This window comes from Paraburkholderia sp. SIMBA_030, assembly GCF_046535245.1.
GTDB lineage: Bacteria > Pseudomonadota > Gammaproteobacteria > Burkholderiales > Burkholderiaceae > Paraburkholderia.
Genome location: NZ_JAWRXB010000023.1, coordinates 81,097 through 97,472 on the forward strand (window position 1 = coordinate 81,097; position 16,376 = coordinate 97,472).

Below are 16,376 nucleotides of genomic sequence, written 5' to 3' on the forward strand. Positions count from 1 at the left end.
TCCTTTCATTCGATGCTATCGCCGCAGCCCGTATCTGGATGTGTGCGCTTGTCAGCGAACTGTCGGTTTCGTAATCAAATGTTTCCCATCGAGCAGCATGCGCCGTGCCTGCTCTTCCGGAAATGCAAAAAGCCCACCGGTGGCGGGCTTTGACGCTGCAACGCAGCGATTCAGGTCGTTCAGGTGATTTGTGGGCGGTTCAGCAGCGGGCGCGCGACGCTGCGCCCACCTTGCCGAACCTTACTGCCGCTGATAAATCTCAGCGCCTTTCTTCATGAACTCGATCGACTTCACTTCCATGCCTTTCTGCAGCGCTTCGTCGTCGGTGACACCCTGTTGCGCGGCGAACTCGCGCACGTCCTGGGTGATCTTCATCGAGCAGAAGTGCGGACCGCACATCGAACAGAAGTGGGCGACCTTCGCCGAATCCTTCGGCAGCGTTTCGTCGTGGAACTCGCGTGCCTTGTCCGGGTCAAGACCGAGATTGAACTGGTCTTCCCAACGGAATTCGAAACGCGCCTTCGACAACGCATTGTCACGCACCTGCGCGCCCGGATGGCCCTTTGCCAGGTCGGCGGCGTGCGCGGCGAGCTTGTACGTGATAATGCCGGTCTTGACGTCGTCCTTGTTCGGCAGGCCAAGGTGTTCCTTCGGCGTGACATAGCAGAGCATCGCCGTGCCGAACCAGCCGATCATCGCCGCGCCGATGCCCGAGGTGATGTGGTCGTAGCCAGGGGCGATATCGGTGGTCAGCGGTCCCAGCGTGTAGAACGGCGCTTCGTCGCACCATTCCAGTTGCAGGTCCATGTTTTCCTTGATGAGCTGCATCGGCACGTGGCCCGGACCTTCGATCATCGTCTGCACGTCGTGCTTCCACGCGATCTGCGTCAGTTCGCCGAGCGTCTTCAACTCGCCGAGTTGCGCTTCGTCGTTCGCATCGTAGATCGAGCCCGGACGCAGACCGTCGCCGAGCGAGAAGGCCACGTCATACGCCTTCATGATTTCGCAGATGTCTTCGAAGTGCTCGTACAGGAAGCTTTCCTTGTGGTGAGCCAGGCACCACTTCGCCATGATCGAGCCGCCGCGCGAGACGATACCGGTCATGCGTTTGGCCGTCAGCGGCACGTATTGCAGACGCACGCCCGCGTGGATCGTGAAGTAGTCGACACCTTGTTCGGCCTGTTCGATCAGTGTGTCGCGGAAGATTTCCCACGTCAGGTCTTCAGCGCGGCCGTTGACCTTTTCGAGCGCCTGATAGATCGGCACCGTGCCGATCGGCACCGGGCTGTTGCGGATGATCCATTCGCGTGTTTCGTGGATGTGCTTGCCGGTCGAGAGATCCATCACCGTGTCGCCGCCCCAGCGGATCGCCCAGGTCATCTTGTCGACTTCTTCGCCAATCGACGAAGTCACCGCCGAGTTGCCGATGTTCGCGTTCACCTTCACGAGGAAGTTGCGGCCGATGATCATCGGCTCGCTTTCCGGGTGGTTGATGTTGTTCGGGATGATCGCGCGGCCGCGCGCGACTTCTTCGCGCACGAATTCAGGCGTGATTTCCGTGAGGCCGTTCGGACCGAACGCGCTCGCGCCGAACGCCTGGCCCGGATGCTGGCGGCCCATCATCGCCGCGAGTTTTTCGCCGTTCGGGCCGCTGGTCTTCAGGCTTTCCAGATACGCGGCGCGCTGCTGGTTCTCGCGAATCGCGATGTATTCCATTTCCGGCGTGACGATGCCGCGACGCGCGTAGTGCATCTGCGAGACGTTCTTGCCGGCGATGGCGCGGCGCGGCGTGCGGTGCAGGCCCTGGAAGCGCAGATCGGCGGTGGCGGTATCGGCGGCGCGTTCGCGGCTGAAGTCGCTGGAAAGACCGGTTAGCGCTTCGGTGTCGCCGCGCTCTTCGATCCAGCGCTGACGCAGCGCCGGCAGACCCGCGCGAATGTCGATCTTGGCGTCCGGATCGGAGTACGGGCCCGACGTATCGTAGACGAAGACCGGCGGATTCTTCTCGCCGCCGAAACTATCCGGCGTATCGGCCTGGGAGATCTCGCGCATCGGCACGCGGATATCGGGGCGCGAGCCGCTCACATAGACCTTGCGGGAATTCGGCAAAGGGGCGACAGCGGCTTCATCGACGTGAGCGTCGGCGGAAAGAAACTTCGGATTGGCGTTCATGCATTTATCTCCTGTGCGGTCGACCAGAGTTGGCGCAAAGCACTTACTCTGGTCCCATGCAAAGCAATGTGGGGCCGCTAAGCAGGAGACGAGATGGAAGTTGTCGGATTCGCGATGGATAAAACGTTAGACCTGGGTGCGAAATCCGTACGCTTCCCTGCGCTGGCATTATCCAGATCAGGTTCAAAGGGTATTTCTCACCCACGCAACACGGACCTCCAACTTCCGTGCGACGCAGGACCCCCGCGTTAGCAGCGCACACGATACACCGGCTGGACGCTGCTTGGCAACCTGTCTTGAAATTATGAACGGCGGATATAACACCGCTCGGCTGCGGACTATTCTTAAGTTGATTGGGTTGCCAGGCTTGATGCGGTGCACCAGCGGCGGCGCACCAGCGGCGCGCCGCGCAAGCGCGTTTGTGATCGCGTTTGTCCGTGTTGGTGGCTTACAGCGTGAAATCGTCGGCGGCTTCGGGTTGAAACAGGATCTGTTCGAGCTTCAGCACTTTTTCCGTACCGCTTGGCGGCGTGAAGCGGATACGTTCGCCGCGTTTGGCGCCGAGCAAGGCGAGGCCGAGCGGCGAAAACACGTTCAGGCAGCCCTGCGCGAAGTCTGCGTTGGGTGGATAGACGATCGTCCAGGTCATATGCTCGCCGCTGGTTTCGTCGACTAGCGTGGCTTGCGAATTCATCGTGACGACATTCGCCGGAATGTCGCGCGAGTCGACGATGACGGCGCGTTCCAGGACGTCGTCGAGCATGTGTTGCAAGCTGGCGTCGGCGCCGGGCGCGGCCGCGTGCTTTTCAAGGCGGGCGACGTCGAGTTCGGTGAGGTAACAGGTTTTCGTCTTTTTCATGACGGGTTCTCCAATTCGCTCTGCATGTAAGGGGACAGCGTGCGGATGAGATCGGCCCGGAACCCGACGACGAGGCTCCGGTGAAGGGGGAGCAGCGTTCAGATCGGGCGCCGGGCGGCGGGAAGCGGGAGCGTTCGGGTCGGCTGGCCGAGGTGATGCGGCATGATGTCCGCGCGTGCGCAACCGGTTGCGCGGCGCAGGCGCAAGCGGGTGAAGACACGGGAGATCGGAGAATGCATCGGGGACCGGCGGATGAAGAAAGAAGTTCAGGTGAGCGCCGGATGTAAGCGAAATAGGCGCAATCGAAAGGTGAATGTTAGCACGAGCCGGGACGTCTCTTGACCCGGTCATAAGCGCGATGGCGGCCAAAGCCGCGCAGGCCAGCTTCCTCCCGGCGCAACGGGGCAGGGCGGCAGAGGTGATTCTCGCTGCGGCGCGTTCAAGGGCGCCGCGGCCTGTGCCGTTATCCCGATGGTAGGGGCGGTTGCCGCCCGGTAGCGCGACGGGCGGCATTGATTGGCGCGATGCCGTTTTAGACGACGTAAGGGGATGTGCCGATGAAAACGAGAGCATGGCGATTCAGAGCGCTGACCACGGTGGCGGCGATGGCCGCACTGTTTGCCGGGCCGGCTGTGGCGACGGCTTCGAGAGGTGGGGCGATTGCCTTTTCGGGGGCGATTGTGGCGCCGCAGCTTGAGATTTCCGCCGCGCCGGCCGCGGGCGTTGGCTTGGCTGGCGTGCAGGTTAAGCGTGGGGCGTCGGCCGTGACGCTGACTTTCAATGCGCCGCCGGGGGTGGCGACGGGTGCCGATGTTGCCTTGCAGGTGAACGGCGGCGCGGCGGCGCGGGACGATGCCATTGCTGCGCGGTTTGTCGATCGCGCTGGACGTGTTTTTGCCGCTGCGCGGGATGGGCATTATCGGGTCGGCCGCGATGGTGGGGTGCTGTCGCTTTCTGCCAGGAAGGGGAATGGGGTGGATGCGCAGACGCGGGTGACGGTGGTGGTCAGTTACGATTGACCGCTTACAAGGCGCACAATAAGCAAACACCAGCCACGGAAGGCGGCAAAGCACCAAAACCCAATCGCACGCCAACCCGTGCAACGAGCCCCCTTCCGTGGCGCGCCCAAAGAAAAAATAAAAATATTATCCAGCCGGTTGTCATAACCGGCCCCCACCTTCGACAAACGTGCAGATCCAGATGGAGCACGCCATGCAAACTGCACCGACCCGCCGAGCCAATCGGCCTTTCACGCGAGCGATCGCGCTAGCAATCGCGTTGGCAACGCTCGCCGCCAGCGGCCTGGCACAAGCCGCCGCTGACATGTGCACGTCCCGCAGCCCATCCCACCGCGTGGCGCTAGTGGAGCTTTACAGCAGCGAAGGCTGCAGCAGTTGCCCTCCAGCCGACAGCTGGCTGAGCCAATGGAAAAACAGCGGCGCCACCCAAAGCATCGTGCCCTTGGCACTTCACGTCGACTACTGGAATAGCCTGGGCTGGACCGACCGCTTCTCGCAGCATCGTTTCACCGAACGTCAGCAAACCCTGACTGACCTGGCCGGCGGGCACACGATCTACACGCCCGAAATCTTCGTATCAGGCCGCGAGCTACGCAGCTGGTCGCAACAGGCCAGTTTCCAGAACCGAATCGAGAAGGTCGTAGCCGAACCGGCGCAGGCCAACGTCGCCCTCGAACTGAAACCACAAGCGACGGGCGCATTCAACGTCAACGCACAATTCACCGCCAAAGCGGTCAACTCCGCGATCAGATCTGCGGACACGCTAAACGCATACATAGCAGTGTATGAAAACGCGTTGACCTCACAAGTGCGCGCCGGCGAAAACAGCGGCGTCACACTGCATCACGAAAGAGTGGTGCGGCAATGGATCGGCCCAGTGCCGCTGGTCGCCGGAGCCGCGCAAATCCATCGCGACATCCGTATCGACGGTGCAGACGTCGGCACGACCGCATCGGCCGACCGCTTCGGCGTGGTCGCCTTCGTCGAAAACGCCGCGACCGGCGACGTATTGCAAGTGGCCGAACTGGCCGCCTGCCGTTGATCGCGCCGCGGCTGCCGCGCCTCCATTCACGGGAGATTCTCATGGCAACCCCTCACACACTCAGCAAAACCGCGCCGCCCGCGGCGCCGCTCAGCAGCACGATTCATCCGGTGTGGGTGCGCGTCACGCATTGGCTCAACGCGCTGGCGGCCATCGTGATGATGCTGTCAGGCTGGCGCATCTACGATGCCTCGCCGATCTTTCCAGGCTTCACGTTTCCGCCGGCGATCACCCTCGGCGGCTGGCTCGGCGGCGCGCTGCAATGGCATTTCGCGGCGATGTGGCTGCTGGTCTTCAACGGCCTGCTGTACCTCGCGCTGAACCTGATAAGCGGACGCTTCGTGCACAAGTTCCTGCCGATTTCGCCGCGCGCCATCCTGCACGACTTCATTGCTGCGCTGACCGGCAAGCTCTCGCACGCGGATCTGCGCGTCTACAACGCAGTGCAGAAATTCGCCTACCTGTTCGTCGTCTGCGATCTGATCGTGCTGGTGCTGTCGGGCCTCGCGATCTGGAAGTCGGTGCAGTTCCCGCTGCTGCGCGAATTGATGGGCGGCTACGATAACGCGCGCATCGTGCATTTCTGCGCGATGTCGCTGATGGCCGCTTTCATCGTCGTGCATCTGGCGATGGTGGCACTCGTGCCGCGCTCGCTTCTCGCGATGTTGCGCGGACGATGAGCCCAGCTTAAGGACATCCAATCATGAAACCCGCTAACAAACTCGACCGCGAATCGATCCTGATCGACGCACGACGCGAACTCGCGATGCCGTCGCGGCGGCTGTTCGGCAAACGGCTGCTGACACTCGGCGGTCTGTCGCTGCTGACCGGCTGCTCTCTGACCGACGACGAATCGGTCAACAAATTTCTGATGATGGTGTCGCGCCTGAACGACCGCGCGCAAGCCGCGCTGTTCGATCCGAAGCAGCTCGCGCCGACCTACACCGAAGCGCAGATCACGCGGCCGTTTCCGTTCAACGCGTTCTATGGCATCGACGAGGTGCCCGACGTCGATGCTTCGGACTACAAGCTGAAGATCAGCGGCCTCGTGACCGGCCAGCGCGTCTGGACCTTGCCGGAGTTGTACGCGCTGCCGCACGCGGAGCAGATCACGCGGCATATCTGCGTGGAAGGCTGGAGCGCGATCGGCCGCTGGGGCGGCACGCCGTTCGCCGACTTTTTGCGGCGCATCGGTGCGGACACCAGCGCGAAGTATGTCGGCTTCAAATGCGCCGACGATTACTACGAAAGCATCGACATGCCGACCGCGCTGCATCCGCAAACGCTCCTCACGTTCTCGTACGACGGCGAGCGCCTGCCGGCGAAATACGGTTTTCCAATGAAGCTGCGCATGCCGACCAAGCTCGGCTACAAGAATCCGAAGCACATCGTCGAGATGTTCGTCACCAACACGTTCCCCGGCGGCTATTGGGTCGACCAGGGCTACAACTGGTTCGGAGGCTCCTGACGCGCGCGGGTCGGGCATGTGGAGTCGAATGCGCGACCCCGAGCGGCAGAGGCTTCGGAAACACGCCGGCCCAGGCCGGTTCTGACTCATCCACAACAAACGGAGTTACCCCATGAAAAAATTCGCAATCGCAGCAATGGCCGTCGCCCTCCTGACCAGCGGCGGCGCCGCGTTCGCGCAGGCAAGCGGCGCGATGTCCAACGATACGATGTCGAAGGACACGATGTCCAAAGACAACATGTCGAAGGACACCATGAAGAAGGACACGATGAAGCACGACAAGATGAAGAAAGGCGGCGACGCGATGAAACACGAAGCGTCGGGCGCCATGGCCAACTGAGACATCAGTGCGATGCTGATCGCATAGCTTGAGCGCGGCGGATCGCAGCACGTCGCAGCACGTAAAAGCCGGGGAGACGTCCTCGGCTTTTTTGTTGCAAGTACGCCAAAAAGTTACGATTCTTTCAAGCGGCGCGGTGTGCGCTTACTGCATAATGCGACGTCGCGCCAGACGTTTGGCGCGTGTCAGCCGTGGCTCGATTCCCGTCGAGCGCCGCGGCGTTGTGGCCCCATTGGCCATCTTTCGTCCTTCCGTTCCACCAACATGTCCGCCAGCCTCGCCCGTCAGACCGCATCGCCGATGCGGCGTCCGCCATCCCGCCACAGGGTCTTCAGCGGAGGCGCAGCGCCTCGAGCGGCATTGGCGGGCTGAACGCATGTCGCTGCAATTTCCCAGTCGCTTTTCGCGTATTTCCCTGCGCTTCCCGCGTGGTTTGGCGATCCGTTTGCCGCAGTCCCGCAACGGACAGATCGCGCTCGCGCTCGCCGTCGTCTATCTCGTGTGGGGTTCGACGTATCTTGCCGTGCACGTGGCGCTCGGTTCGTTTCCGCCGTTGTTGCTCTCCGGCTTGCGCAACCTGTTTGCCGGGATCGGGCTGTTCGTCTTTGCGGCGCGCCGCGACCCGGTCTGGCCGCGTTTCGCTGAAATCCGCAACGCGGGCATCGTCGGCACGATGCTGGTCGGCTTGTCGAGCGGCATGCTGGCCTACGGGATGCGCACCGTTGGCACCGGCACCGCCGCGGTGATGGTCGCCACCGTGCCCTTATTCGCGACGGTAATCGCGGCGGTGGCGGGGCGGCGGATCGGCAGGGGCGAGTGGTTCGCGGTCGGTCTTGGGCTGGTTGGGATTGCGATCCTGAGTCATGGCGATAACGCGTCGGGCTCAGCGGGCGGCAGCCTCGCGATTCTGTGCGGCGCATTGTTCTGGGCCGGCGGCGCGCATCTGGCCGGGCGCCTGAAGCTGCCGTCGGATCTATTTCTATCGACGTCGTTGCAGATCGGCCTCGGCGGTGCGATGTCGACGATGGTCGCGTGGATATCGGGCGAACGGATGCTCGAGGTGCATTTCCTGCCGGTGCTGGCGTTCCTCTATCTGATGCTGATCGGGACGATGACCGCGTATGTCGCCTATGGCTTTCTGATCCGGCATACCAGTCCGATCATCGCCAGCAGCTGCATGTATGTGAATCCGGTGGTCGCGGTGGCGCTCGGCGCGCTGCTGCTCGGCGAGCCTGTCACGCATTCGACGGTGATCGCCACCGTGGTGATTCTGGCAAGCGTGGGTCTGTCTTTCTGGTTCGATTACCGGAAGAAGCGTCCCGTTTGATGGGTCGTTGCTCCGCAAGCAAACCGACTACCCCAAAACTCTATCCCCGGCTGCAAGCCGCAAATGATTCCATGCCGCGAGCCCGACAAAAACCAACCCGGCAACACTCACCCCAATCCATCCAAAAGTCGGCCAGACTAAAGCGCCGACCCCCGACCCTATGGCTCCGCCAATAAAATAGGCGACCATATAAACCGTATTCACCCGGCTGCGCGCGTCAGGCTTCAGCGCATAAATTCTGGACTGGTTGGAAATCTGCGCCGCCTGCACACCGACATCAAGAACGATCACGCCGATCACCAACCCGGCAATGCTCTTCGCCGATAAGGCAAACACGAAAAACGATATCGCCACCAGCACGATCGATATCGTGATAATCGTGCGCGGCCCGCGCCGGTCGGAAAACTTGCCGGCCAGCGGCGCGGCCATCGCGCCCGCAGCGCCGACAATCCCGAATAGCCCGGCGGCCTGCGGTCCAAGATGAAACGGTGCGCCCGCCAGCAACAACGCCAGCACCGACCAGAAAATACTGAATGCCGCGAACATCGCCGCGCCCGTCAGCGACGCCTCGCGCAACGCCCGATGCTCGACCACCAGATGCCACATCGAGACCATCAGCTTGCCGTACGGCAGAGTCGAAGTGGGCTTGCTCTTCGGCAGACGCAGGATGATCACCACCGCCAGCACGAGCAGCGCGACCACGGAAGCACCGAATACCGCGCGCCAGCCGAAATACTCGGCGACGAAACCCGCAGCGGTCCGGGCCAGCAAAATCCCGAGCAACAAGCCGCTCATGACAGTGCCGACCGCGTGGCCGCGTTGCGACGGCGGCGCCAGTTCCGCCGCGAACGGTACGGCCTGCTGCGCAATGGTGGCGAGCACGCCGATCGCGAGGCCCGCGAAGATCAGTACCGGCAGCGTCGGCGCCGCAGCCGCCGCCACCAGCGCGACGCACATGCCCGCGATCTGCAACAGGATCAACAGGCGTCGATCGAACCGGTCGCCGAGCGGCGCCAGCAACAGCATCCCGGCCGCGTAGCCGAGCTGTGTCACGGCCGGCACCGCGCCGACCCACGACGCGCTGTCCGGAAACGACTGCCGGAAGTTATCGAGCAGCGGCTGGTTGTAGTAAATGTTCGCGACGGCCACGCCTGCAATCGTCGCGAGCAGCAACAACAGGCCGCGCAACGAGCGGTCGGCGGATGCGGAAGAAGAGGTGTCGGAAGCGGACATGAGAAGCGCCGTCGATGGACCGGCCCATGCGCGGTCCTCAAGCGTGCCGATCATACCGGAGCAGGGCGGATCGTGCTGACGGTCACGGTCCGCGCTTACGAGCCGCAAGCCATGCGCCGGTGGCGCTGACCCGTCCACGCAAAAACGAGATGGTCGTTCGCTTTCCGTTCGTAGAATCGTCGCGCGCTCAAGGACTCATCACGTGACGGACTGCATGACAGCAACAACAAAACTCGAACCGAAGGCCTTCGGCGGCTGGCTTCTGGTGGTTTTACCCTGCCTCGCCGCATGGACGATCTCGACCGCGATCGCACTGCGCGATCCGCTCAAACTGATGCTCGAATGGGAGTTGTTCGCGGTGTTCGTGCGACCCGAAACGCACGGTTGGTATCGCACCGTGATCATGGCAGTCGGCTTCGACGTGATCATCGGCGTGTTTATCGTCGCCGGCGCGGGCTGGCCGGCGTTGCTCGCCTCGCGCAAATCGGCGCGCTTTCCGGTTCAGGTTCAAGCCTGGCTGTTCGCGATCGTCGTCATGCGGACCGGCGCCTACCTGCTCGGCGACGCCATGAGCCACGCGATCGGTATCGGCATCGCGATGCCGTTCGACGGTTTCATTCAGGCCGTCGCCGCCGCCGCGCTTGGGATACCGTATTTCAGGCTGTCCCGGCGCGTGCAGGCGACCTTCGTCGTCAATTGAACCGGCCACGCCGTCAGTCGATCAACTCGCCTTCTGGCTCGTAAAACGGATACGGCCCGTCGGCGGCATCCACATACGCATGATGCGTGACCATGCCGGTCGCCGGGTCGTAGCGATGCAGCGCGAACGCAGGCGGCTCCATCGCGAACGCGGAGGGCCCGTCGTCGCGCAAGTCGAGCACGACCTGATGCGCGGGCGCCGGCACCGCCGACGCGATCGTGCCGCCAAAGCGTACGAACATCGGCCGATGCACATGTCCGCAGATCACCCGCTCGACGTTCGGATAGCGCGCGATCAACGCGGCGAGTTTGTCCGCCGCGGCCGGATCGAGCCGCAGTTCATCCATATGCGCGATCCCGCACACGAACGGCGGATGGTGCAACGCGACCACCGTGGGCTTGCCTTGCGCTGCATCGAGTTGCGTCGCGAGCCACGCGAGCCGCGCGTCGCACAGATTGCCGGCGCTTTGGCCCGGCACCATCGAATCGAGCGCGATCACGCGCAGCGGACCGACGTCGACCGCGTATTGCACGAATTCGCCGCCGCCTTGCAACTCCGCCCGATCGGGGAACGCCGCGCGCAACGCGGCGCGCTCGTCGTGATTGCCGACCAGCAGGTAGTAGGGAATGTCGAGCGGCGCGAGCAGCGTCTTGAGGTGTTCGTACTGCTCCGGATCGCCTTGATCGACCAGATCGCCGGTCATGATCACCGCATCGGGACGCGGATCCAGCGCATTGAGCGCGGCGATACAGCGCGCGAGGCAGGCGCCGGTGTCGACGTGCCGATAGGCCAGCGCGCCGGGCCGTTTGATGTGCAAGTCGCTAATTTGAGCCAGCAGCATGGGGATGTCCTTGTTTATGGCGCGCAAAAATGCGATGCGGGCTTGTCACGATAGCGCAATCAGCGCGTCCTGCGCGATCGAGATGCCGACCGGCGTACCGCGCGCCAGCTCGACGCGGCCCGCGACGTCGATCAGCAACGCGTCCGGTGCGGCGCCGCCGATCGTCAGCCGGGTGCGCTCGCCGAGAAACGCCGTGCTTTCTATGCTGCCGCGCAAGTGGGCACTGGCCGGGTCGGCAAGATAGGCATCCTCGGGACGGAAGAAAAATTCGTGCGCGTCGCTATCGCTGCTCGCGTGGACACGGCCAGACGGAAGCGGCACGGCGCCGCCGGTCGTCGTCAACAGACCGTCGCGGCGCTCGCCCGCCAGCCGGTTGATCGTACCGACGAACTGCGCGACCGTCCGGTTCGCCGGACGATAGTAGATGTCGCGCGGCGAGCCGATCTGTTCGATGCGCCCGGCGCTCATCACGACGATCCGGTCGCCGAGTTCCATCGCTTCGGCCTGATCGTGCGTCACGTAGACAGTCGTGATGCCGAGTTCGCGCAGCAGCGCATTCATCTCGCTGCGCAAGGTGTCGCGCAGGCGGGCGTCGAGTGCGGTCAGCGGTTCGTCGAGCAGCAGCACGCGCGGCTGCACAGCCAGCGCGCGCGCCAGTGCGACACGCTGACGCTGGCCGCCGGAGAGCTGGTCGATCGGTTTGTCCGCGTGGGCTGTGAGACGCATCATCGCGAGCAATTCGTCGACCCGTTGCCGTGCGGTCTCCGCCGGCACGCGTTTGATCTTCAGTCCGTAGCCGACGTTGCCGCGCACGCTCAGGTTCGGAAACAGCGCGTAGCTCTGGAACACCATGCCGACCTGGCGTTTTTCGATCGGCAGCGCGGTGACGTCTTCGTCGCCGAATGCAATCTGGCCGCCGGCGTCGGGTGTTTCGAGACCAGCGATCATGCGTAGCGTGGTGGTCTTGCCGCAACCGGACGGCCCAAGCAGCACCAGTGTTTCACCGGCGCCGATGTGCAGATCGAGCGGTTCGAGCACGCGGGTGCCGCGAAATGTTTTCGCGCATTGCGTGAGCGTGATGGGAACGGAGGCGAGTTTCATGGCGTGGACGTCGGTATCGGCTTCGAACGGGAGACAGCGACGCGCTTTTTCGCCACGCTGCGCTGGCCGGTCGCATCGACGCCGAGCCATTGCATCGCGACGAGCAAGGGCATCGTCATGATGAAAAACAGAATCGTGTATGCGCTGCCGATTTCGATGCGCAGCGACGCGTAGGTGTCGGCGAGACCGACCGGCAGCGTCTTGGTATCGGGCGTGTGCAGCATCCACGTCAGGTTGAATTCGCCGATCGACAGCGTCAGCACCGCCAGCGCACCGGCGACAATGCCCGGCCGCGCATTCGGCAACACGATCGTCACGAAGCGTTGCAGGAAGCTCGCGCCGAGGCTGGCCGCGCCTTCTTCGAGGGTGCGCAGATCGCTGCTCGCGCAAACCGCCGCGACCGCGCGGACCATGAACGGCAGCGTGAACACTACGTGCCCTACGACGATGAACGCGACGCTCATGCGGAACATCGTAAAACCGCCGTAGACCACCAGCAAGGCGAGCGCCGAAGCGAGCCCGGGCAGCGCGATCGGCAGCACCAGAAACTCTTCGACGATGCGCGACAGGCGCGTTTTGCTGCGCGCGAGCACATAGCCGGCAGGCACGCCGGTCACGAGCGTAATGAGCAGGGTCATCGCCGCCACTTCGAGCGACAGAAACACCGAGCTGTGATACTGCGTCCACACTTCGATCAGCCAGCGCAGCGTGAGTCCGCTCGATACGCCTTTGAAATAGTTGACCGTGAGTCCGGCCACGATCGACATCACGACCGGCACGATCAGAAACGCGCACAGCAGCAGCGTGACGAGCCATTGGCCGGCTGCGAGCACGGTGCGCGAGGTCGGCCACCTGAGTCGCGAGCGCGGCTTGGCGCCAGGCTGGATTGGGGCAGTGATCGAATTCATCGAGGTCCTGTCATCCGGTTTGGAAACGCCGCTCACGCGCTGGCCGCGACGGCCGAGCCGGTCACGCTGCGCGCGAATGCGAGCACGAGCCACGTAACGATGCCGAGCACGATCGACAGGCCCGCAGCGGTCATCATGTTCGCGTTCAGCGTGAACTCGGTGTAGATGGTCATTGGCAACACGTCGATGTCGGTGGCGAGCGTGAAGGCCGTGCCGAACGCGCCCATCGCGGTGGCGAAGCACACGGCGCCCGCCGCGATCAGACCCGGCGACAGCGCGGGCAGCACGATGTCGCGCGTGATCCGCCACGGCGACGCGCCGAGCGAGCGCGCGGCTTCTTCGAGCGAGGCGTCGAGCTTGGTCGCCGACGCCATCACCGTGACGATCACGCGTGGAATCGAGAAGTACAGGTAGCCGAGAAAGAGGCCGCTCATCGAATACGCGAACACCCAGCGGTCGCCGGTCAGCTTCAACGACAGTGCGCCGATCAAGCCCTGGCGCCCCGCCAGCATGATGACCATGAAGCCGACCACTACACCGGGGAAGGCCAGCGGAAACGTCAGCAACGCGAGCAGCGTGCGCTTTAACGGAAACTCGCGGCGCGCCAGCAGCAAGCCGGCGATCACCGAGAGCACCAGCGTCGCCGCCGTCACCGCCGCGGACAACACGATGGTCGCACCGAGGCTCGACATGTAGCGCGGATTGGTCAGCATCGCGCGATAGGTCGCGAATGCGTGGCCGTCGCCGCTGATCTGCGCGAGCGCGCCCATCGGCAGCAACCAGAACGCGATGAAAACCGCCAGCGCCGGCGCGATCAACGCGATGCGCCAGCGCAGCGGGAACGTGATGTCGTTCAATGCATCACCTGTAGATAACGCTCGCCGAAGCTCGACTGCTTCTCGGCCATCTTGCCGAAATCGACCGGCTTGACGCGCGCGTAGTCGCTGGCCGGCAGGAATTTCGCGGCGGTTTCAGGGCTCATCGCATTGGCGCGCACCGGACGCAGATAGGCATCGGCCCACAGTTTCTGGCCTTCGTCGGAGAGCACGAAATCGAGCACCTTCTTGCCGTTGGCATCGTGCGGCGCGCCCTTCACGAGACTCATCACATACGGCACCGAGATCGTGCCTTCCTTCGGAATCACGAATTCGACGTTCGCGTGATCCTTGTACTTCGCGCGGTAGGCGTCGAAGTCGTAGTCGAGCAGGATCGGAATTTCACCGGACATCACGCGCGCATAGGCGGTCTGCTTCGGCACGATCGGCGCGTTGGCCTTCAGCTTGCGGAACCAGTCGAGGCCCGGTTCGAAGTTGTCGAGCGTGCCGCCGAGCGCCTGATTCACCGCGACCGCGCCCGCATAGCCGACGAACGCGCTCGACGGATCGAGGTAGCCGATCATGCCTTTGTACTCGGGCTTCAGAAGGTCGGCCCACGAACGCGGCACCGGTTTGCCTTCGAGTGCGTCCTTGTTGACGAAAAAGCCCAGCGTGCCCGAGTGAATCGTGAACCAGTAGCCTTGCGGATCCTTCAGATTCGCGGGAATGTCGTCCCAGTGCGCCGGCTTGTACGGCTGGATCACACCCTTGTCTTTCGCCTGGAAGGCCGACGACACGCCGAGGTACACCACGTCGGCGACCGGGCTCTTCTGCTCGGCCATCAATTGCGCAATCGACTGACCGGAGTTCTTGTTGTCGAACGGCACGCGGATGCCGGTCTTTTGCTGGATCGCCTTGATCTGGCTTGCCCAGTCGGCCCATTCGGGCGGGCAGTTGTAGCAGATCGCGGTTTCGTCGGCGTGGGCGAGTTGCGGCGAGACGATCGCAAGCGCCGTGCTGACGATCGCGCAAGCCGACAGCGCGGTGGCCACGGTGCGATTGAGACGGCGCAAGAGGGGTTTGATCGGCGAAGCCAAGCGTGTTGAAGAGCGGATCACAGCGGGTCTCCAGGGAAGAAGCGAGCGAGTGGTTCGAGGTTTAAAGGCGTTATGCAAGCGGAGTCATACGAACGGACTGATGCAAACGGGGTCATGCAAACGGCCTCGCGGCCCGCTCTGTGGCGCGTGCCGGCGAGGCTGCGCTCAGGTTCGAAATTGCCGCGATGGTGGCGCCTTCGCGCAAGGTGTGCGGCAAGGTCAGCGCGAGCGAGGTTTCACCGAATGCGTCGTATGTGCCGGTCACGCGGGCCAGCAACCGCCGCCATGCCGAGCAGCCGATCTCGCGATTCGGCGCGCAGACGCTCGCCAATGGCGGCGACAGCAGTTCGCCCATCGCGAGTCCGTCGAAACCCAGAATCGACATGTCGTGTGGAATCTGCAGACGTGCGCGGCGCAGGCCGCGCATCACGACCATCGCCAGCAGATCGTTGCTGCAGAAGAGGGCGGTCGGCCGGTTCGGGCCGCTCGTCAGATGAGCGAGCACGGACGGCGCCAGTTCGTCGGCGTTGAAATCGACCTCGAGCGCCGGCGCGGGCGTGAGGCCGGCCTGCTGCATGGCCTGCTCGTAGCCGAGATGCCGCTGGCGGGCGCGGTCGGAGGCGGCCAGCGTGCCTGCCAGCATCAGGATGCGGCGATGGCCGTGCGCGATCAGCATGCGCACGCCGTCGAAAGCGGCGAGGCGATTGTCGACCGAGACCGACGGACGCCGCACCGTGTCGTTATGCATCAGCACGTACAGCAGGCCGGCGCGGTCGAGATCGTCGAGCAGCGGATGCGTGTCCGCATCGGCGACCGTCAGGATCAGGCCTTCGACGCGGTGTTCGCGCAGCGTTTCGATGGCGTGGCGTTCGCGGTCGGCGTCGTACTGGGTGGTCATCAGCATCAGGCGGTAGCCTTGCGCCGACGCGAGATCGTCGATGCCTTGCAGGCATTCGGCGAACACCGGGTTGGCGAGCGTCGGCAGCACCACGCCGATGAGGCGCGTGCGCTCGCTGCGCAGCTGGCGGCCTAGCGGGCTGGGACGGAAGTTGAGCGCGTCGATCGACTGACGTACCTTGTCGAGCGTGACCGGGTTGACGGTATGCGGCGCGTTGATCGCGCGCGAGACCGTGGCGATGGAAAAACCCGCGTGTGCAGCGACATCCTTGATCGTTGGGATCATTGTTTCCGCCCGAGATGTAAACGTTTTCGTCGGGGGAATTATCGGCAGGGTCTGTGACCCCCGGATGACGCTAAAATTGCGGCGTGCCGCCTGGGCCGTGGGTCGTTTGGCGCGGCTCCGGCTAGTTTGGTGCGCTCGCGGCACAATGGTAGAATCGCGTCCGCCCTTGCCGGGGTGATGAAATTGGTAAACATAGCGGACTTAAAATCCGCCGCTTCACGGCTTGCCGGTTCGAGTCCGGTCCCCGGCACCAGAAAGTATTCCGCCCGAT

The 16,376-nt window shown here is 63.6% G+C and carries 16 protein-coding genes, 1 tRNA gene and 1 riboswitch; of the genes, 8 read left to right on the forward strand and 9 right to left on the reverse strand.

The window, feature by feature from the left end; all coding sequences use genetic code 11:
* Nucleotides 1-240: 240 nt before the first annotated feature.
* The gene (gene thiC / locus SB772_RS32095; protein WP_410837167.1) at nt 241-2,172 is read right to left on the reverse strand and encodes a phosphomethylpyrimidine synthase ThiC; all 1,932 of its coding nucleotides are present in this window, start codon (nt 2,170-2,172) and stop codon (nt 241-243) included.
* 136 nt (nt 2,173-2,308) lie between these two features.
* A riboswitch (TPP riboswitch) is annotated at nt 2,309-2,427 on the reverse strand.
* A gap of 193 nt (nt 2,428-2,620) precedes the next feature.
* A complete protein-coding gene (locus SB772_RS32100) occupies nt 2,621-3,031 on the reverse strand; it encodes a GreA/GreB family elongation factor (protein WP_410837168.1) in 411 nt (136 codons plus the stop codon).
* Between the two features lie 557 nt (nt 3,032-3,588).
* On the opposite strand from SB772_RS32100, the gene SB772_RS32105 reads away from it, so the two are divergent.
* The 6 genes from SB772_RS32105 (at nt 3,589) to SB772_RS32130 (ending at nt 8,227) form a co-directional block, all read left to right on the forward strand.
* Entirely contained in the window at nt 3,589-4,050 is a 462-nt protein-coding gene (locus tag SB772_RS32105; protein WP_410837169.1) for a hypothetical protein, read from the forward strand.
* A gap of 193 nt (nt 4,051-4,243) precedes the next feature.
* Nucleotides 4,244-5,092, forward strand: coding sequence for a DUF1223 domain-containing protein (locus SB772_RS32110; protein ID WP_410837170.1), 849 nt, complete (start codon nt 4,244-4,246; stop codon nt 5,090-5,092).
* A 41-nt stretch (nt 5,093-5,133) separates the two neighbouring features.
* Nucleotides 5,134-5,772, forward strand: coding sequence for a cytochrome b/b6 domain-containing protein (locus SB772_RS32115; protein WP_410837171.1), 639 nt, complete (start codon nt 5,134-5,136; stop codon nt 5,770-5,772).
* 23 nt (nt 5,773-5,795) lie between these two features.
* On the forward strand, nt 5,796-6,560 hold the full coding sequence (locus SB772_RS32120; RefSeq protein ID WP_410837172.1) for a molybdopterin-dependent oxidoreductase: 765 nt from the start codon (nt 5,796-5,798) through the stop codon (nt 6,558-6,560).
* Nucleotides 6,561-6,672: 112 nt separating this feature from the next.
* Nucleotides 6,673-6,900, forward strand: coding sequence for a pentapeptide MXKDX repeat protein (locus tag SB772_RS32125; protein ID WP_410837173.1), 228 nt, complete (start codon nt 6,673-6,675; stop codon nt 6,898-6,900).
* A gap of 376 nt (nt 6,901-7,276) precedes the next feature.
* The gene (locus SB772_RS32130) at nt 7,277-8,227 is read left to right on the forward strand and encodes an EamA family transporter (RefSeq protein WP_410837174.1); all 951 of its coding nucleotides are present in this window, start codon (nt 7,277-7,279) and stop codon (nt 8,225-8,227) included.
* 27 nt (nt 8,228-8,254) lie between these two features.
* Here SB772_RS32130 and SB772_RS32135 read toward each other — a convergent pair whose 3' ends face one another.
* Nucleotides 8,255-9,460 (reverse strand): MFS transporter, encoded by a 1,206-nt coding sequence (locus SB772_RS32135; protein WP_410837175.1) that lies wholly within the window; start codon nt 9,458-9,460, stop codon nt 8,255-8,257.
* A 214-nt stretch (nt 9,461-9,674) separates the two neighbouring features.
* Here SB772_RS32135 and SB772_RS32140 point away from each other — a divergent pair, with 214 nt between their 5' ends.
* Nucleotides 9,675-10,160 carry a DUF2569 domain-containing protein gene (locus SB772_RS32140; protein WP_410837176.1) on the forward strand — a complete coding sequence of 162 codons (486 nt, stop codon included), beginning with the start codon at nt 9,675-9,677 and terminating at the stop codon, nt 10,158-10,160.
* A 13-nt stretch (nt 10,161-10,173) separates the two neighbouring features.
* Here the strand turns inward: SB772_RS32140 and SB772_RS32145 are convergent, their stop codons facing one another.
* From SB772_RS32145 to SB772_RS32170, 6 genes are all read right to left on the reverse strand, one after another.
* On the reverse strand, nt 10,174-11,001 hold the full coding sequence (locus tag SB772_RS32145) for a phosphodiesterase (RefSeq protein WP_410837177.1): 828 nt from the start codon (nt 10,999-11,001) through the stop codon (nt 10,174-10,176).
* 45 nt (nt 11,002-11,046) lie between these two features.
* Nucleotides 11,047-12,102 (reverse strand): ABC transporter ATP-binding protein, encoded by a 1,056-nt coding sequence (locus tag SB772_RS32150; protein ID WP_410837178.1) that lies wholly within the window; start codon nt 12,100-12,102, stop codon nt 11,047-11,049.
* On the reverse strand, nt 12,099-13,010 hold the full coding sequence (locus SB772_RS32155; RefSeq protein ID WP_410837179.1) for an ABC transporter permease: 912 nt from the start codon (nt 13,008-13,010) through the stop codon (nt 12,099-12,101). Before SB772_RS32155 ends, SB772_RS32150 begins: the two co-directional genes overlap by 4 nt.
* Nucleotides 13,011-13,042: 32 nt before the next feature.
* Nucleotides 13,043-13,867 (reverse strand): ABC transporter permease, encoded by an 825-nt coding sequence (locus SB772_RS32160; protein ID WP_410837180.1) that lies wholly within the window; start codon nt 13,865-13,867, stop codon nt 13,043-13,045.
* Entirely contained in the window at nt 13,864-14,865 is a 1,002-nt protein-coding gene (locus SB772_RS32165) for an ABC transporter substrate-binding protein (protein ID WP_410837221.1), read from the reverse strand. Before SB772_RS32165 ends, SB772_RS32160 begins: the two co-directional genes overlap by 4 nt.
* Nucleotides 14,866-15,034: 169 nt before the next feature.
* Nucleotides 15,035-16,105 carry a LacI family DNA-binding transcriptional regulator gene (locus tag SB772_RS32170; protein WP_410837181.1) on the reverse strand — a complete coding sequence of 357 codons (1,071 nt, stop codon included), beginning with the start codon at nt 16,103-16,105 and terminating at the stop codon, nt 15,035-15,037.
* A 168-nt stretch (nt 16,106-16,273) separates the two neighbouring features.
* Here SB772_RS32170 and SB772_RS32175 point away from each other — a divergent pair.
* Nucleotides 16,274-16,358 (forward strand) — tRNA-Leu (locus tag SB772_RS32175).
* Nucleotides 16,359-16,376: the final 18 nt, after the last annotated feature.

Bases quoted from the DNA above. Each gene is read 5' to 3' on its own strand.
- thiC (WP_410837167.1), bottom strand. From the start codon at position 2,172: ATGAACGCCAATCCGAAGTTTCTTTCCGCCGACGCTCACGTCGATGAA.
- SB772_RS32100 (WP_410837168.1), bottom strand. From the start codon at position 3,031: ATGAAAAAGACGAAAACCTGTTACCTCACCGAACTCGACGTCGCCCGC.
- SB772_RS32105 (WP_410837169.1), top strand. From the start codon at position 3,589: ATGAAAACGAGAGCATGGCGATTCAGAGCGCTGACCACGGTGGCGGCG.
- SB772_RS32110 (WP_410837170.1), top strand. From the start codon at position 4,244: ATGCAAACTGCACCGACCCGCCGAGCCAATCGGCCTTTCACGCGAGCG.
- SB772_RS32115 (WP_410837171.1), top strand. From the start codon at position 5,134: ATGGCAACCCCTCACACACTCAGCAAAACCGCGCCGCCCGCGGCGCCG.
- SB772_RS32120 (WP_410837172.1), top strand. From the start codon at position 5,796: ATGAAACCCGCTAACAAACTCGACCGCGAATCGATCCTGATCGACGCA.
- SB772_RS32125 (WP_410837173.1), top strand. From the start codon at position 6,673: ATGAAAAAATTCGCAATCGCAGCAATGGCCGTCGCCCTCCTGACCAGC.
- SB772_RS32130 (WP_410837174.1), top strand. From the start codon at position 7,277: ATGTCGCTGCAATTTCCCAGTCGCTTTTCGCGTATTTCCCTGCGCTTC.
- SB772_RS32135 (WP_410837175.1), bottom strand. From the start codon at position 9,460: ATGTCCGCTTCCGACACCTCTTCTTCCGCATCCGCCGACCGCTCGTTG.
- SB772_RS32140 (WP_410837176.1), top strand. From the start codon at position 9,675: ATGACAGCAACAACAAAACTCGAACCGAAGGCCTTCGGCGGCTGGCTT.
- SB772_RS32145 (WP_410837177.1), bottom strand. From the start codon at position 11,001: ATGCTGCTGGCTCAAATTAGCGACTTGCACATCAAACGGCCCGGCGCG.
- SB772_RS32150 (WP_410837178.1), bottom strand. From the start codon at position 12,102: ATGAAACTCGCCTCCGTTCCCATCACGCTCACGCAATGCGCGAAAACA.
- SB772_RS32155 (WP_410837179.1), bottom strand. From the start codon at position 13,010: ATGAATTCGATCACTGCCCCAATCCAGCCTGGCGCCAAGCCGCGCTCG.
- SB772_RS32170 (WP_410837181.1), bottom strand. From the start codon at position 16,105: ATGATCCCAACGATCAAGGATGTCGCTGCACACGCGGGTTTTTCCATC.